We start from the raw sequence: 12,890 nt of genomic DNA, 5'->3' as shown, positions 1-12,890 counted from the left end.
GTCCCACTGCTTCAGACGCCGAAAGCGATACCGGTCCTGGTATCCGTCTTCAGCTTGCGCATGCAGGCGTTCGGTTCGACGCTGGTGCCGGTGCATTCGGTGGTGCTGTTGATCAGCACGCGGCTGACCTTGGCGCAGTCGGTGCCGGCCAGATCGAAGCGCGTCACCTTGGTCTTGCCGACGGGCAGGTCCTTGAAGTCGAGCACGGTCAGCCGGTCGACGACGCCGGCTTGATTGAAAAGTGCGATCTCGAACGCGGCCTTGGAAAGGTCGGCGCCAAGATTGTTGTTGACCACGAAGGTCAGGCGGCAACCCTTTTCGGAAGGTTGCGCGCCATTGAGTTCGAGGGTCAGCGCGGGGGCCGGCGCGGGTTCTTGTGCCCGCGCCGGAACCATCGCAAGCGACATCGCCAGCGTCGAGGTCAGCAGACGAAGCGATGTCATCAAGCCCGTCATGGCCATCAGCCTCCAAAACGCATGGTCGCCGCCAGCTTCAACGTTATGCCCGGTTCATAGACCGCGACTGTCGTGCTGCCGTTCAAGGGGTTGGCGTATTTGACATCGAACAGATTGTCGGCGCGGAAATCGACCTTCAGATTGTCGGTCGCCTGATAGCTGGCGAAGGCATTGACCAGCGTGTAGTCCCTGGCCACCGCATTGCCCTTCGGCTTGCCGTTGTACTGTACCTCGCCACCGACGGTCAGCTTGTCCTGGAGGAAGCGCAGTCCGAGCTGCGCGGTAACCTGCGAGGATGGGATGGTGGCGAGGTCTGCTCGAACGCCCTCGTAGGAAATGGTGTGGCCGTTGGTGATCGAGGCCGAGAGGCCGGCATAGCCCCATCCGGCGTCATAAACCCCTTCCAGTTCAAAGCCGTTGATCTTGGCCTTGGCGAAGTTCTGGTATTGGTAGCAGATCGGGATGTATCCCGGGTTGTTCATCAGTTGATTCCAATCGACCGGGCAGGCGCTTGTCGGGTCGCTGAACGAAGCTGCGAAAGATGTACCCTCGATGTAGTCGTCCACATCGTTGTTGAAATAAGCCGCCTTGATGCGGAGCGCGTCGCCGGCTTCGAGGATGTCGTTCTGCTTGTAGTTGACACCGAATTCGACTGTCTTGCCGGTCTCGGGCCTCAGGTTCGGATTGGGCAGGAAGGGGAAAGTGACACCGGCCGGATGGTTGCCGCTGATCAGGGTTTCCGTCAGCGAAGGCGAGCGATAGCCTTCCGCATAGGTGCCATAGAATTGCAGTCCCGACAGGCTTGGGGTGTCGAAAGGTGTGATCCCGACGGTGATCCGTGGCGATAGCCGGTCACCTGATGTCTCGTGGGTGCTGTCCTTGAGGCTATAGCTGTCATAACGCAGCCCGGCGATGATTTCGAGCCAGTCCCAGGTGAGCTTGTCCTGGACATAGGCGCCGGACACGTTGCGCTTGCCCGAAGGGGTGTAGAAACTATCGCCGCCCGCAGTGCCGCCAGTCTCGACGTCATCATTCACCCAGTCGCCGCCATAGGTCAGTTCGTGCGCGACGCCGCCAGTTTCGAATCTCGACGTGTTCCAGATATCGATCGCCGCCGTACCGACATCGAAGGTCGATGTCGAACCCGTCGGGAGGATTATGGAATCACCGGTGGTCGGATCGAACCGGTTGAGCGGGACGAGGCTGGTCAGGCCGAGATTGGTCTTGTTGTAGGAGGTGTTGATGTGGAGATCGAGCCAGCTCTTGTCTTCGTCAGTGATGTTATAGCGGGCGGTGAAGGTGTTCGACTTCAAGTCTGCATCATTGATCGGAACACCACTGCTGATCTCGCTCCAGCCGTCGCTTGAGCCAACCCAGCCTAGCTTCAACTCGCTGTTGTCGGTCGGACGGATGGTGGTCTTGAGCAGGCCGCTCAGCACGTCGAAGCCGGTGCCCTTGACCGTGTCGCCACCGCCATCCTTATAGTCGTCATAGTCGCGGTAGACGATGTTGCCCAAGACATCCCAGTTCTCATTGAAGCGGTAGGCGCCGGATGCGCTGGTGGTCCAGCCCTTGCCGTTGCTTTCGTAACGTCCCGTTACCGAAGCGCCCCATGTTTCTTCCGGCTTGAGGAAGTCCTCGGCGTCCTTTGTATCGAAGAAGACGACGCCTCCGATGGCGCCCGAACCATAGGTGTTGGCGACGGGACCCCGGATCACGTCCACGGATTTGACGAGCTCGGGATCGATATAGAAGGTCGACTGCGTGCCGTGGTCGGAGCGCTGGAAGTCCTGGCGCGCGCCGTCGACGATGACCGCGACGCGACCGAAATCCTGCAGGCCGCGGATGTTGATGCTGGTGCTGACGCGCCTGGCGTCGGCCTGCGCGGCAACACCGGGCACGCCTAGCAGCATCTCATTGGGCGTCGTCGCCATGCGGCGGTCGAGCTGTTCCTGGCCGACATGGCTGGCCGAGGCCAGCGATTCGATCGCCGTTTCGCCGGTACGGCTGAGGACCAGGATCTTGTCGAGCAGGGTGGCGCCCGCGGGCGCCGCTTCTTCCTGGTAAGTCTTCTTCGATTGATCCGTCTGCTCGCCCGCCGGCTGCGTTGCCTGTTGGGCGTGAGCTGATGGTGCGGACAAGGCGATCGCCGCCACGCTTGCCAACAAAGCCCCTATGCCGTTCGCCGCCGTCCGGCCGCGCCATTCCCAATTCACCAACCCCATGCCCCAACTCCAAAATCCAGGTTCGATGCTGGCTGGCCCGGGGCTGGCTGGCATTTTTCATCGTGTCCGGCGTCTTAAATGTTGACTCGTTTGCTCCGGTATTGCACTGACTAGTAAACATGATTATTCGAGTCAAGAAATGAATCGGAATTTATGCAGCGCCTAGCCAGATGCCCGGCACAGGAAAGGGATCGACCCAGATGAACACGCACAATCCCAATGACTTTCGCTATCGCGTCCGCCGTTCCGACGATGCCTCCGCCCGCTTTGATCGGGTTCCGCTGGCGGTGCGAACGCTCTCCAGCAACACCCTGTTCCAGGGCGAGCACGAGATCGGCATCGAACATCACGGCGCGCTCTACCGGCTGAAGATCACCCGCCAGGGCAAGCTCATTCTCAACAAGTAAGGCAAGGCAGTAGGGACGAGACATGGACCAGCGCGTAAAACCCGCCCCGCATGAAATCCGGCGGGCACGGACAGAGAATCCGAAGGCGCGCGAGCGTGACCTGGCTGCGCAACTCGGCATTTCGGAAGCCGAACTGGTCGCCGCTCATTGCGGCGACGGCGTCGTCCGTATCGAGCCGCGTGTCAACGATCTGCTGACCGGCCTCGAGGCCGTCGGCGAGGTCATGGCGCTGACCCGCAACGAAAGCGCGGTGCACGAGAAGATCGGCGTCTATGACAAGGTCATCACCGGTAATCACAATGCCATGGTGCTTGGCGAGAACATCGACCTGCGCATCTTCCCGAAAGTCTGGGCGCATGGTTTTGCCGTGGAAAAGCGCGATGGCGACGAGATCCGCCGCAGCCTGCAATTCTTCGACGCCGCCGGCGAGGCCGTGCACAAGGTGCATCTGCGACCAGCCTCCAGCCTCTATGCCTATCAGAAGCTGGTTGCGGCGCTCGAATCGTGGAACCAGGGGCCGGCGGTCGACATTTCAGGGCCAACCTCCGACGACGAGATCCATGGTGGCGAAACGACCGCCAGTCTAAACGATCTGCGCGACCGCTGGAGCCGGTTGACCGATGTGCACCAGTTCTTCGGCATGCTGAAGACGCTGAAGCTCAGTCGCCGCCAGGCAGTGCGCATGGTCGGCCAGGATTATGCCTGGCTGCTCGACAATGACGCCGTCAGGACCATGTTCCATCACGCCGCCAGCGGCGAAATGCCGATCATGTGCTTTGTCGGCAATCGCGGCTGCATCCAGATCCATTCCGGCCCGGTCAAATCCATCAAGCCGATGGGGCCATGGATCAACGTGCTGGACGAGACCTTCCACCTGCATCTGCGCACCGACCACATCCACGAGGTGTGGGCGGTGCGCAAGCCGACCAAGGACGGTCATGTCACTTCGCTCGAAGTCTATGCCGCCGACGGCAAGATGATCATCCAGTTCTTCGGCAAGCGTCACGAAGGCGAAAGCGAGCGCGACGACTGGCGGTTCCTGGCGGAGAACCTGCCGCGCATCCCAAGCCCGACCGCAGCCTGAGGAGAACGACAATGGGTTGCTTTTCCAGGATCGTCGCCGGGCCGGCGATCGGCCTTTCCCTCGCTTTTGCCGCGTCGCTGCCATCCAATGCCAGCGAAGGCACGGCCGTGTTTGCAGACCCGTCGAAGATCGCGGCCATTGGCGGCTCGATCACCGAGATCGTCTATGCGCTCGGCGAGGAGAAACATCTGGTGGCCCGCGATTCCACCAGCAATTATCCGAAGGCGGCGTTCGACCTGCCTGACGTCGGCTACATGCGCCAGCTGTCGCCGGAGGGTGTCCTGTCAGTCAACCCGACCGGCATCCTGGCGCTGCACGGCAGTGGTCCCAAGGAAGCCGTCGATGTGCTGAAGAAGACGAGCATCCCGTTCATCGAAGTGCCTGAGCACTACAGCCACGAAGGCATCATCGAGAAGGTCCGCATCGTCGGCAAGGCGCTCGGCGTCGATGCCAAGGCCGAAGTCCTGGCCAAGGCGCTTGATGCCAAGCTCACCGCTGCCGAACAGCAGACGGCCTCGATCAAGGAGCGCAAGCGCATCCTGTTCGTGCTGTCGATGCAGGGCGGCAAGATCCTGGCGGCCGGCAGGGAGACCGCCGCCGACGGCATCGTCAAGCTGGCGGGCGGCGTCAATGCCGTCGAAGGCTTTTCCGGTTACAAGCAGATGTCCGACGAGGCGATCATCACCGCCAGGCCGGACGTGATCCTGATGATGAGCAATGCCGGGCCGCAGGTACCGGACGACGAACTGTTCGCCAATCCGTCGATCGCCTCGACGCCGGCGGGGGCCGCACGCAAGCTGATCCGTATGGATGGCGGCTATCTGCTCGGTTTCGGGCCGCGCACGGCCGACGCCATCCACGACCTCGCCGTCTCGCTCTATGGCGGGCAGGTCACGGACTGAGCGCGCGGATCATGGTCGATCAATCGATCGCCGGCCCGGTGAAGGCGATGACGAGTGCATCCGAAGGCGACCGCTCGGCGCGCGCCCGCATCGTCATCCTGCTTTTGTGCCTGGGGCTCGTCATTGCCGCATTGCTGTCGCTGACGTCTGGAGCATCGGACGCGTCGGCCGTCGACGTTATCAGAGACGGGCTGTTCGGCGCGATGCCGGGCGATGCCGCGTTGAGCGCCCGCGACAGCCTGATCGTCTACGACATCCGCCTGCCGCGCGTCATTCTCGGCATGCTGGTCGGGGCAGCGCTTGCGGTTTCCGGCGCCGTCATGCAGGGGCTGTTCCGCAATCCGCTCGCCGACCCCGGCCTGGTCGGCGTGTCGGCGGGTTCGAGCCTTGGCGCCGTTGCCGTGATCGTGCTTGGTGGCACAATGCTGGCACCGCTGACGGCCTTGCTCGGAACACTCGCGCTGCCTCTGGCGGCTTTTTGCGGCGGCCTAGCCACGACATTGGTGCTTTATCAGGTTGCCACGCGGCAGGGCCGCACCTCGGTCGCCACCATGCTGCTTGCCGGCATCGCGCTGGCGGCGCTCGCCATGGCGCTGACCGGCATCCTGATCTTCATGGCGGACGACCGCCAGTTGCGCGACCTGACCTTCTGGCAACTCGGATCGCTCGGTGGCGCGACTTGGGCGAAGATCGCTTCGGTCGGGCCGGTCATCGTGCTGGCGCTGGCGGCGATGCCATTCCTGGCGCGCGGGCTCAACGCGCTGGCGCTGGGCGAGGCGACCGCCGGCCATCTCGGCATTCCGGTGCAGCGGCTGAAATACACCGCAATCATCGGCGTTTCGGCGGCGGTCGGTGCCTCGGTCGCCGTCAGCGGCGGCATCGGCTTCGTCGGCATCGTGGTGCCGCATCTGCTGCGCCTGCTGATCGGTCCGGACAATCGCTATTTGCTGCCGGCTTCGGCGCTGCTCGGCGCCTCGCTGCTGCTTTTGGCCGATGCCGTCGCCCGCACCATCGTGGCGCCGGCCGAACTGCCGATCGGCATCGTCACCGCGATATCAGGTGCACCGTTCTTCCTGTGGATCCTGCTGCGCAAGCGTGGCGTGGTTGATCTATGAGACTTGACCTGTGAGGCTGGGATGATCGAGGCAAGGGATGTTTCGGTGGCGATCGCCGGCAAGGGTATCGTCAGCGGTGTCGATTTCGATGCGCGGCCCGGCGAAGTGGCGGCAATCGTCGGCCCCAACGGCTCCGGCAAGACGACCTTCCTGAAGGCGTTGTCCGGCGAACTCGCCTATGCCGGGCGCGTCGTCCTCAACGGCCACGATCTCTCGGCAATGAAGCCGGTCGAGATCGCCGTCCAGCGGGCAGTGCTGCCGCAGGCGACGACGCTGTCGTTTCCGTTCACGGTGCGCGAGGTTGTCAAGCTCGGCCTTGTCGGCGGCCGCTCGGGTGTCTTGCCCGGCGAGGATGCGCGGTTGCCGGAGCGGGCGCTGGCTCGCGTCGATCTCGATGGATTTGCCGGGCGTTTCTACCAGGAGCTTTCGGGTGGCGAGCAACAGCGCGTCCAGCTTGCGCGCGTGCTGTGCCAGGTCTGGGCACCGTTGCTCGACGGCCAGCCGCGCTATCTGTTCCTCGACGAGCCGGTTTCCAGCCTGGACATCAAGCACCAGCTGATCATCATGAACATCGCCCGTGACTTCACCAGAAGGGGCGGTGGCGTGGTCGCCATCCTGCACGACCTCAACCTGACGGCCATGTATGCCGACCGGATTTTCGTCATGCATCGCGGCAGGCTCGCCGCCACCGGGTCGCCGAAGGAGGTGCTGAGCGATGATCTGATCGAGAAAGTGTTCGACTGCCGGCTCAAGGTTGGCGTGTTGCCGAGTGGCAACATGCCGTTCGTATTGCCGCAATCTGCCGCTTAGGTCTGGTTAGGCAGCCGGCGCGCGGCGGTCTATCAGCATGTCGATGCCGAGCAAGTTGCGCACATTTGGCCGTGCCGCAACGAGATCGGCGATCGTATGGCGCGACAGCACCGCGAAGAATGCGTTCAGCGCCTCGCGCAGCGCCGAATTCAGCGCGCAGCTGTCGACCAGCGGGCATTCGGCGGCATCGTTCTCGAAGCACTCGGCCATGGCGAAGCTTTCCTCGGTCACGCGCACGACGTCGAACAGGCTGATCGCTTCGGCGGCGCGGCCAAGCCTGACGCCGCCATTCCTGCCGCGTACGGTCTCGACCAGGCCGTGCTCGACCAGCGGCTGCAGGATCTTGAACAGGAAAAGCTCCGAAACCGAATAGGCGGCTGCGATCTCCGGAATGCGGCTCAACCGGTCATTGTTGGCGGCACAATACATCAGGATGCGCATGGCATAGTTGGTCTGGCGGGTAAGCCGCATCTTGTCCTCACAAGGCGCTGGTGCGATGCAACAACGCCAGATTTCAAAACCCTGCTGGCGCGGCTTTGATCCGAAATTTTCCGGATTCGCCGCGCTGGCCTAGGGCGGAATATGGCCTATACCTTGGAACAATTCCAGACTAGCTGGGCATAATAGATGAATATTCTCGTCAACTTTGTGTGCGCGGCCGGACAAGATACGGGCGAAGTCCACTGCCACGCGCATTTCGTCAGGCGAAATACTAAATAGGCCTGAGATCGACGAGGAGCGGCTCATCCATGTCTCAATCGGCCTCTTCCCTAGCGCCCGCGCGTTTCGATGCCGACGCTGATGCCAAGCTTTCCGCGCTGCGGTGGACAAAATTCGTCGCCACGGCCGCACTGGCGCTTTGCGTGGCGGTGTTTGCGCTCGCCAAGTCGTTCGAGCGCACCTATCCGTGGCTGGGGTTCGTCGCTGCCTTTGCCGAGGCGGCGACCATCGGTGGCCTCGCCGACTGGTACGCGGTGGTGGCGTTGTTCAGGCGGCCGCTCGGACTGCCGATCCCGCACACCGCGATCATTCCCGAGAACCAGAACCGCATCGCCGACAATCTCGGCCGCTTCATCGAGGTCAATTTCCTGGCGCCGGAACCTGTGCGCGAAAAGCTTGCCGAGGTCGATTTTGCAGCACTCGTCGCAGACTGGCTGGCCGACGCCGAACGCGCCGCCGGCCTGTCGCGCTTTGTCGTGCGGCTGGTGCCGCAGACGCTCGCCGCGGTCGAGCAATCCGGCCTGCGTGGCTTCGTCACCAACCGTATGTTGGAGCAGATCGAGAAAGTGCCACTGGCGCCGCTGGCCGCCGAGCTGTTGTCGGCACTCACCGACGACCGCCGCCACCAGAAACTGTTCGATGAGTTCATCAAGGTGATCGGCCGGTTCCTGAACGACGAACAGGCACTGGCGACGATGCGCGAGAAGATCCGCGAGGAACTGCCGTCGCTGTTCAACCTGTTTCGCGCCGACGCCTATCTGTTGAAGAAGATCGTCGCCTCGGCCGGCTCGCTGCTCGACGAGGTGCGGGCCGATCCAGACCACCCGATGCGTGCCGAATTCGATCGCTTCGCCCAAAGCTTCGTCGAGCGGCTGCGGACGTCCAGGCAATACGCCAAGCGTGCCGAGAAGATGAAGCGCGATTTTCTCGCCAGACCCGAAGTCAGGGCGCTGGCCAATGACATGTGGGCAAGCCTCAGCCAGTTCATCGAACAGGATGCCAAGGCGCCGAATTCGGTGATCCGCGCGCATCTCGCCAGCATGTTCGTCGAGGTGGGGCGGCATCTCGCAGGCGATGCGCAGATCCGGGCCGACATGAACCGGGGGTTCGTGGTGGCTCTCTCGTCGTTCGTGGAGAGCCAGAAGAGCAGCGTGTCGAAATTCATCGCCGACCAGGTCAAGCGCTGGGAACTTGCCCAATTGACGCGGCTGATCGAGATGAACATCGGCAGGGACCTGCAATATATCCGCTTCAACGGCATGATCATTGGCGGGCTTGCGGGCGTCGTGCTGTACGTGGCCGAGCGGCTGTTCCTCGCCGGCTGACGCCCGTCTCGAGCGTGTGCCGATTCCGCCGGGCGCGAATGGACACGCGGTGCTTCGGTGTTATGCTCCTGTCCGGGAGCCCAATCGGCGGCGACAGGGGAGAAGACAGTCATGGCAAAACAACCGGAATCCGATTCCTTCATGGACATGTTCGGCAGGTTCGGCCGCGACCTGAAGGTGCCCAATGTCGATATCGAGGCGATCCTTGCCCATCACCGCAAGAACCTCGAAGCGCTAGAGAAATCGGCGCGAGCCAGTGCCGCCGGCGCATCCTCGCTGTTTTCCAGGCAACGCGAAATGCTGCAGGACACGTTGCGTGAGGTCGTCGACATGGCGCAGGATTACAAAGTGCCGGGCAATCCGCAGGAACTGATCGCCAAACAGACGGAATTCGCCCGCAAATCCTTCGAGGCGGCGCTGAAGAACGCCGGCGAAGCGGCTGAACTGGTCAAGAAATCCGGCACCGAATCGGTCGACATTCTGCGCACGCGCATCAAGGAGGCGATGGAGGAAATCCGCGCAGGCTACGAGAAGAAGTAGCGTTCTCTGGCCTGTCGTTCAGCTTTCCGCGGGGTTTGCCAGCACAGGATCTTGAGCCTTACGGCACAGTAGCATCCGCGCCACGCTACAGGCTCCCGGCAGCCTGGAAGGTCCGAAAATCCGAATTCGACCTGCCATCGCCTGGCAAGGCATGGCACGATTCAGGGCGAATCCGGCGGAACGGATTCATGCAGGACGAATTGACAGAGGCTGTCAGTTCGTGGTCCGGAGGCGGGGCAAGCGATCGGGAAAGCAGGAATGACCGAAATACGGCCTAAAACGCCGCCGAGCTACGAGCAGTTGAGGACGATGGCCGGGCAAGAGCTCGGCGTATCGGAATGGACCACGGTCGATCAGAACCGCATCGACCAGTTCGCCGAATGCACCGGCGACCATCAATGGATTCATGTCGATCCTGAAAGGGCGCGGCGGCAAAGCCCATTCCGCACGACTATCGCGCATGGCTACCTGACGCTGTCGATCATAGGCGCGCTGGCGCTGGGCATGGGGATTGTGCCGGAGAACACCCAAGCCGCCTTCAACTATGGTTTCGACAAGGTGCGGTTCCTGGCTCCGGTCAAGGTCGGCGCGCGCATCAGGCTGCGCATCACTCTGCTTTCCATGGAGGACAGAGGCCCCGGCCAGTATCTGATGAAGGCGGCCAACACGGTCGAGATCGAAGGCGAGGAAAAGCCGGCGCTGACGGCTGAAACGCTGGTCATGCTCTATGAGCGCCGCAAGCGGGCAGGGGCCTGAGCGGCGTTCAACGGAAATTCCGCTTCGATCGCCTGCCGCCAGACAGGTCGCACGTCACGAAGCTCCGGGTTCCAAGAGGCTCGCGGCGCGAGCCGAGAACAGCGCGAGGAACAGCGCGGCCAGCGCCAGGGCCGTTGCCGTCTGGAAGGTGATCTGCATCCCATGGGCTGCTGCCGCTGAACTCAGAACATCCTGTCCAATGCCTGGCTGCCCGCCTGTCGATGCGATGGCGAATATGGCGCCCATCAAAGACGCGCCTGTGATGAGGCCGAGATTGCGCGAAAGATTGAGCAGGCCGGAGACGACGCCACGCTCGCCGGCGCCGATACCGCTCATGACGGCCGCATTGTTGGACGTCTGGAACAGAGCGTAGCCGAAGCAGGTGACGGTGATCGGAACGACATAGCTGACAATGCCGAGCCTGGTCATGGCGAGCGACAGCAGGAACGTGCCGGTGGCCAGGCCGAGCAGGCCGATGACCATCATCCTGTGGGCTCCGAAGCGATCGGCAAGGCGACCGGCCGCCAGCGCCGAGAGGGTCGAAACCAGAGGGCCGGTCGAAAGCACGAGGCCGACCATCGCGGCATCCAGACCAAGGCCGCGGGACAGATAGAACGGGGCAACCACCAGGGTCGCCATCATCACGGTGGCGACTATGAGGCTCATGGCCAGGCTGGCGCTCAACTGGAGGTCACGGAAGCTGGCGAGCTGGATCAACGGGGTCTTCACTTTCGTCTGCACCCTGGCGAACAGAATGGCGCCGAAGCCGGCCGCGACCAGCAGGCCGATGTTGAGGGCGCCGAAATTGCCTCTGCCAAGCGTCATGGCCAGCGCATAGGCGGCGAGCGTCAGGGCCAACAGGGCGGTGCCGGTCGCATCGAACTTGCCCCGGTCGGTCTGCGCCGTCTTGCCGCGGGCCGGCAAGGCGCGATAGGCGAGAGCGAAGGCCAGCACGCCCAAAGGGACATTGACGAGGAAAATCGCGCGCCAGCCGAGACCGGCGATCAATAGACCGCCGAGCGAAGGGCCAAGCGTCGTGCCGATCGCCGACATGGCGCCGAGCAGGCCCATGGCGCTGCCGGTCCTGGCCTTGGTCACGGTTTCGGCGACAAAGGCCAGCGTCAGCGCCATCATCAGCGCCGCGCCAAGCCCCTGCACGGCGCGCGCGGCGATCAGCAACCACAGCGTCGGCGCCAGGCCGCAGAGCACCGAAGCCGATGTGAACAGCGCGATGCCGCCAAGCAGCAAAGGCCGGCGCCCGAACATGTCGGCCAGACGTCCGGCGCTGACGATCAATGTGGTGATGGCGAGCAGGTAGGCGAGAACAACCCATTGCACGGACTGGAACGACGCCCCGAACGTCTGCATCAGCGAGGGAAGGCCGACGCTGGCTATGCTGGTTCCCAGCGACGACAGCAGGGTGGCGAGCGACAGGCTCGCCAGCGCCCAGCCTGTGGATTGGGTCTGTTGCGGCGCCGATACGCGCCCGTCCAGATTTTGCTCAACGATTGCCACGGCGATCTCCTTTCCATCGGCCCCGGAACCGGAGCTGTCGGAGATCTAATTCCCAAGCTGATATGGCGGAAGGCGCAGCCTTTGCATCTTATTCATGCATGAAACGCCACATCATGACGGATCCATGCTACAGTCCCGTCATGTCTTCACCTGATCTCAACCTGCTTGTCGCCCTGGATGTCCTGCTGACGGAAGGCAGCGTGGCGCGCGCCGCCAATCGCCTTCGCCTCAGCCCCTCGGCGATGAGCCGGACGCTTGCGCGGCTGCGTGAGACAACGGGCGATCCGCTTCTGGTCCGCGCCGGTCGCGGCCTTGTTCCGACACCGCGCGCGCAGGAATTGCGGCAGCAGGCCGGTCGTGTCGTTCAGGATGCGGAAGCGCTCCTGCGTCCTGCCAAGCTTCTCAATCTCTCAAGCCTCGACAGAACTTTCACGCTGCGCACCAATGAGAGCTTCGTCGAGGAGTTCGCGCCGCGTCTTGTTGCCCGCATCGAGGCAGAGGCGCCTCTGGTGCGGCTGCGTTTCGCGCCGAAATTCGACAAGGATGTCACGTCGCTGCGCGAGGCGGCGATCGACCTGGAAATCGGCGTCGCCGGTGAAACCGGACCCGAGATGCGCATTCAGGCGCTGTTTCGCGACCGCTTCATCGGCGCCGTTCGAGCTGGCCATCCCCTGAGCGAAGGCGTCGTGACGCCGGAACGCTACGCGGCCGGCCGCCACATCAGTGTTTCGCGGCGTGGCCGCGAGAAGGGTCCGATCGACGAAGCTTTGGAGCGGCTTGGGCTCCAGCGGACAATCGTGTGCATGGTTTCCGGCTTTTCGGCCACGCTTGCCATGGCGCGCGCATCCGACCTGATAGCCAGCGTGCCCGAGCGGCACACCGAAGGCGCGCGCGCCGGCATGCATAGCTTTCCGCTGCCGGTCGCCACGGTCGAGGTCACTATTTCCATGCTCTGGCATCCACGCCTCGATGCCGATCCGGCGCAACGCTGGCTACGCGACTGCGTGCGGGAGGTCTGTGCGGCTTCCGGCTGATT

13 protein-coding genes are annotated in these 12,890 nt (G+C 63.1%); 9 read left to right on the top strand and 4 right to left on the bottom strand.

Going from position 1 to position 12,890, the window contains the following annotated elements; genetic code table 11:
- Positions 1-11 precede the first annotated feature (11 nt).
- Both NR193_RS09610 and NR193_RS09605 read right to left on the bottom strand, forming a co-directional pair.
- Entirely contained in the window at positions 12-455 is a 444-nt protein-coding gene (locus NR193_RS09610) for a hypothetical protein (protein ID WP_256750625.1), read from the bottom strand.
- Between the two features lie 5 nt (positions 456-460).
- Positions 461-2,680, bottom strand: coding sequence for a TonB-dependent hemoglobin/transferrin/lactoferrin family receptor (locus tag NR193_RS09605; protein ID WP_256750624.1), 2,220 nt, complete (start codon positions 2,678-2,680; stop codon positions 461-463).
- 200 nt (positions 2,681-2,880) lie between these two features.
- Between NR193_RS09605 and hemP the strand changes: the two genes are divergently transcribed.
- Genes hemP through NR193_RS09580 form a run of 5 tightly spaced genes read left to right on the top strand, consistent with a single transcriptional unit; the run spans position 2,881 to position 6,998 of the window.
- Complete coding sequence (gene hemP / locus NR193_RS09600; RefSeq protein ID WP_023757683.1) at positions 2,881-3,087, top strand: hemin uptake protein HemP; 207 nt, start codon at positions 2,881-2,883, stop codon at positions 3,085-3,087.
- Positions 3,088-3,109: 22 nt separating this feature from the next.
- A complete protein-coding gene (locus NR193_RS09595) occupies positions 3,110-4,171 on the top strand; it encodes a hemin-degrading factor (protein WP_256750623.1) in 1,062 nt (353 codons plus the stop codon).
- Between the two features lie 11 nt (positions 4,172-4,182).
- A complete protein-coding gene (locus tag NR193_RS09590; protein WP_256750622.1) occupies positions 4,183-5,073 on the top strand; it encodes a hemin ABC transporter substrate-binding protein in 891 nt (296 codons plus the stop codon).
- Positions 5,074-5,084: 11 nt separating this feature from the next.
- Positions 5,085-6,188: an iron ABC transporter permease gene (locus NR193_RS09585; RefSeq protein ID WP_256750621.1), complete on the top strand. Its 1,104-nt coding sequence runs from the start codon at positions 5,085-5,087 to the stop codon at positions 6,186-6,188.
- 21 nt (positions 6,189-6,209) lie between these two features.
- Complete coding sequence (locus NR193_RS09580; RefSeq protein ID WP_256750620.1) at positions 6,210-6,998, top strand: heme ABC transporter ATP-binding protein; 789 nt, start codon at positions 6,210-6,212, stop codon at positions 6,996-6,998.
- 6 nt (positions 6,999-7,004) lie between these two features.
- Here the strand turns inward: NR193_RS09580 and rirA are convergent, their stop codons facing one another.
- Complete coding sequence (gene rirA, locus NR193_RS09575; RefSeq protein WP_256750619.1) at positions 7,005-7,469, bottom strand: iron-responsive transcriptional regulator RirA; 465 nt, start codon at positions 7,467-7,469, stop codon at positions 7,005-7,007.
- A 278-nt stretch (positions 7,470-7,747) separates the two neighbouring features.
- Here rirA and NR193_RS09570 point away from each other — a divergent pair, with 278 nt between their 5' ends.
- From NR193_RS09570 to NR193_RS09560, 3 genes are all read left to right on the top strand, one after another.
- Positions 7,748-9,043 (top strand): DUF445 domain-containing protein, encoded by a 1,296-nt coding sequence (locus NR193_RS09570; protein WP_256750618.1) that lies wholly within the window; start codon positions 7,748-7,750, stop codon positions 9,041-9,043.
- A gap of 111 nt (positions 9,044-9,154) precedes the next feature.
- Positions 9,155-9,583 carry a phasin family protein gene (locus NR193_RS09565; protein ID WP_256750617.1) on the top strand — a complete coding sequence of 143 codons (429 nt, stop codon included), beginning with the start codon at positions 9,155-9,157 and terminating at the stop codon, positions 9,581-9,583.
- Positions 9,584-9,841: 258 nt separating this feature from the next.
- Positions 9,842-10,339, top strand: a complete 498-nt coding sequence (locus NR193_RS09560; protein WP_256750616.1) for a MaoC family dehydratase — start codon at positions 9,842-9,844, stop codon at positions 10,337-10,339.
- Between the two features lie 54 nt (positions 10,340-10,393).
- Here NR193_RS09560 and NR193_RS09555 read toward each other — a convergent pair whose 3' ends face one another.
- On the bottom strand, positions 10,394-11,854 hold the full coding sequence (locus tag NR193_RS09555; protein WP_256750615.1) for an MFS transporter: 1,461 nt from the start codon (positions 11,852-11,854) through the stop codon (positions 10,394-10,396).
- A gap of 140 nt (positions 11,855-11,994) precedes the next feature.
- On the opposite strand from NR193_RS09555, the gene NR193_RS09550 reads away from it, so the two are divergent.
- Positions 11,995-12,888: a LysR family transcriptional regulator gene (locus NR193_RS09550; protein WP_256750614.1), complete on the top strand. Its 894-nt coding sequence runs from the start codon at positions 11,995-11,997 to the stop codon at positions 12,886-12,888.
- Positions 12,889-12,890 lie beyond the last annotated feature (2 nt).

Source organism: Mesorhizobium sp. Mes31 (assembly GCF_024519675.1).
GTDB lineage: Bacteria > Pseudomonadota > Alphaproteobacteria > Rhizobiales > Rhizobiaceae > Mesorhizobium.
The sequence above is the reverse complement of the archived record's forward strand: the minus strand, read 5'-3'. Positions and strand labels throughout refer to the sequence as shown.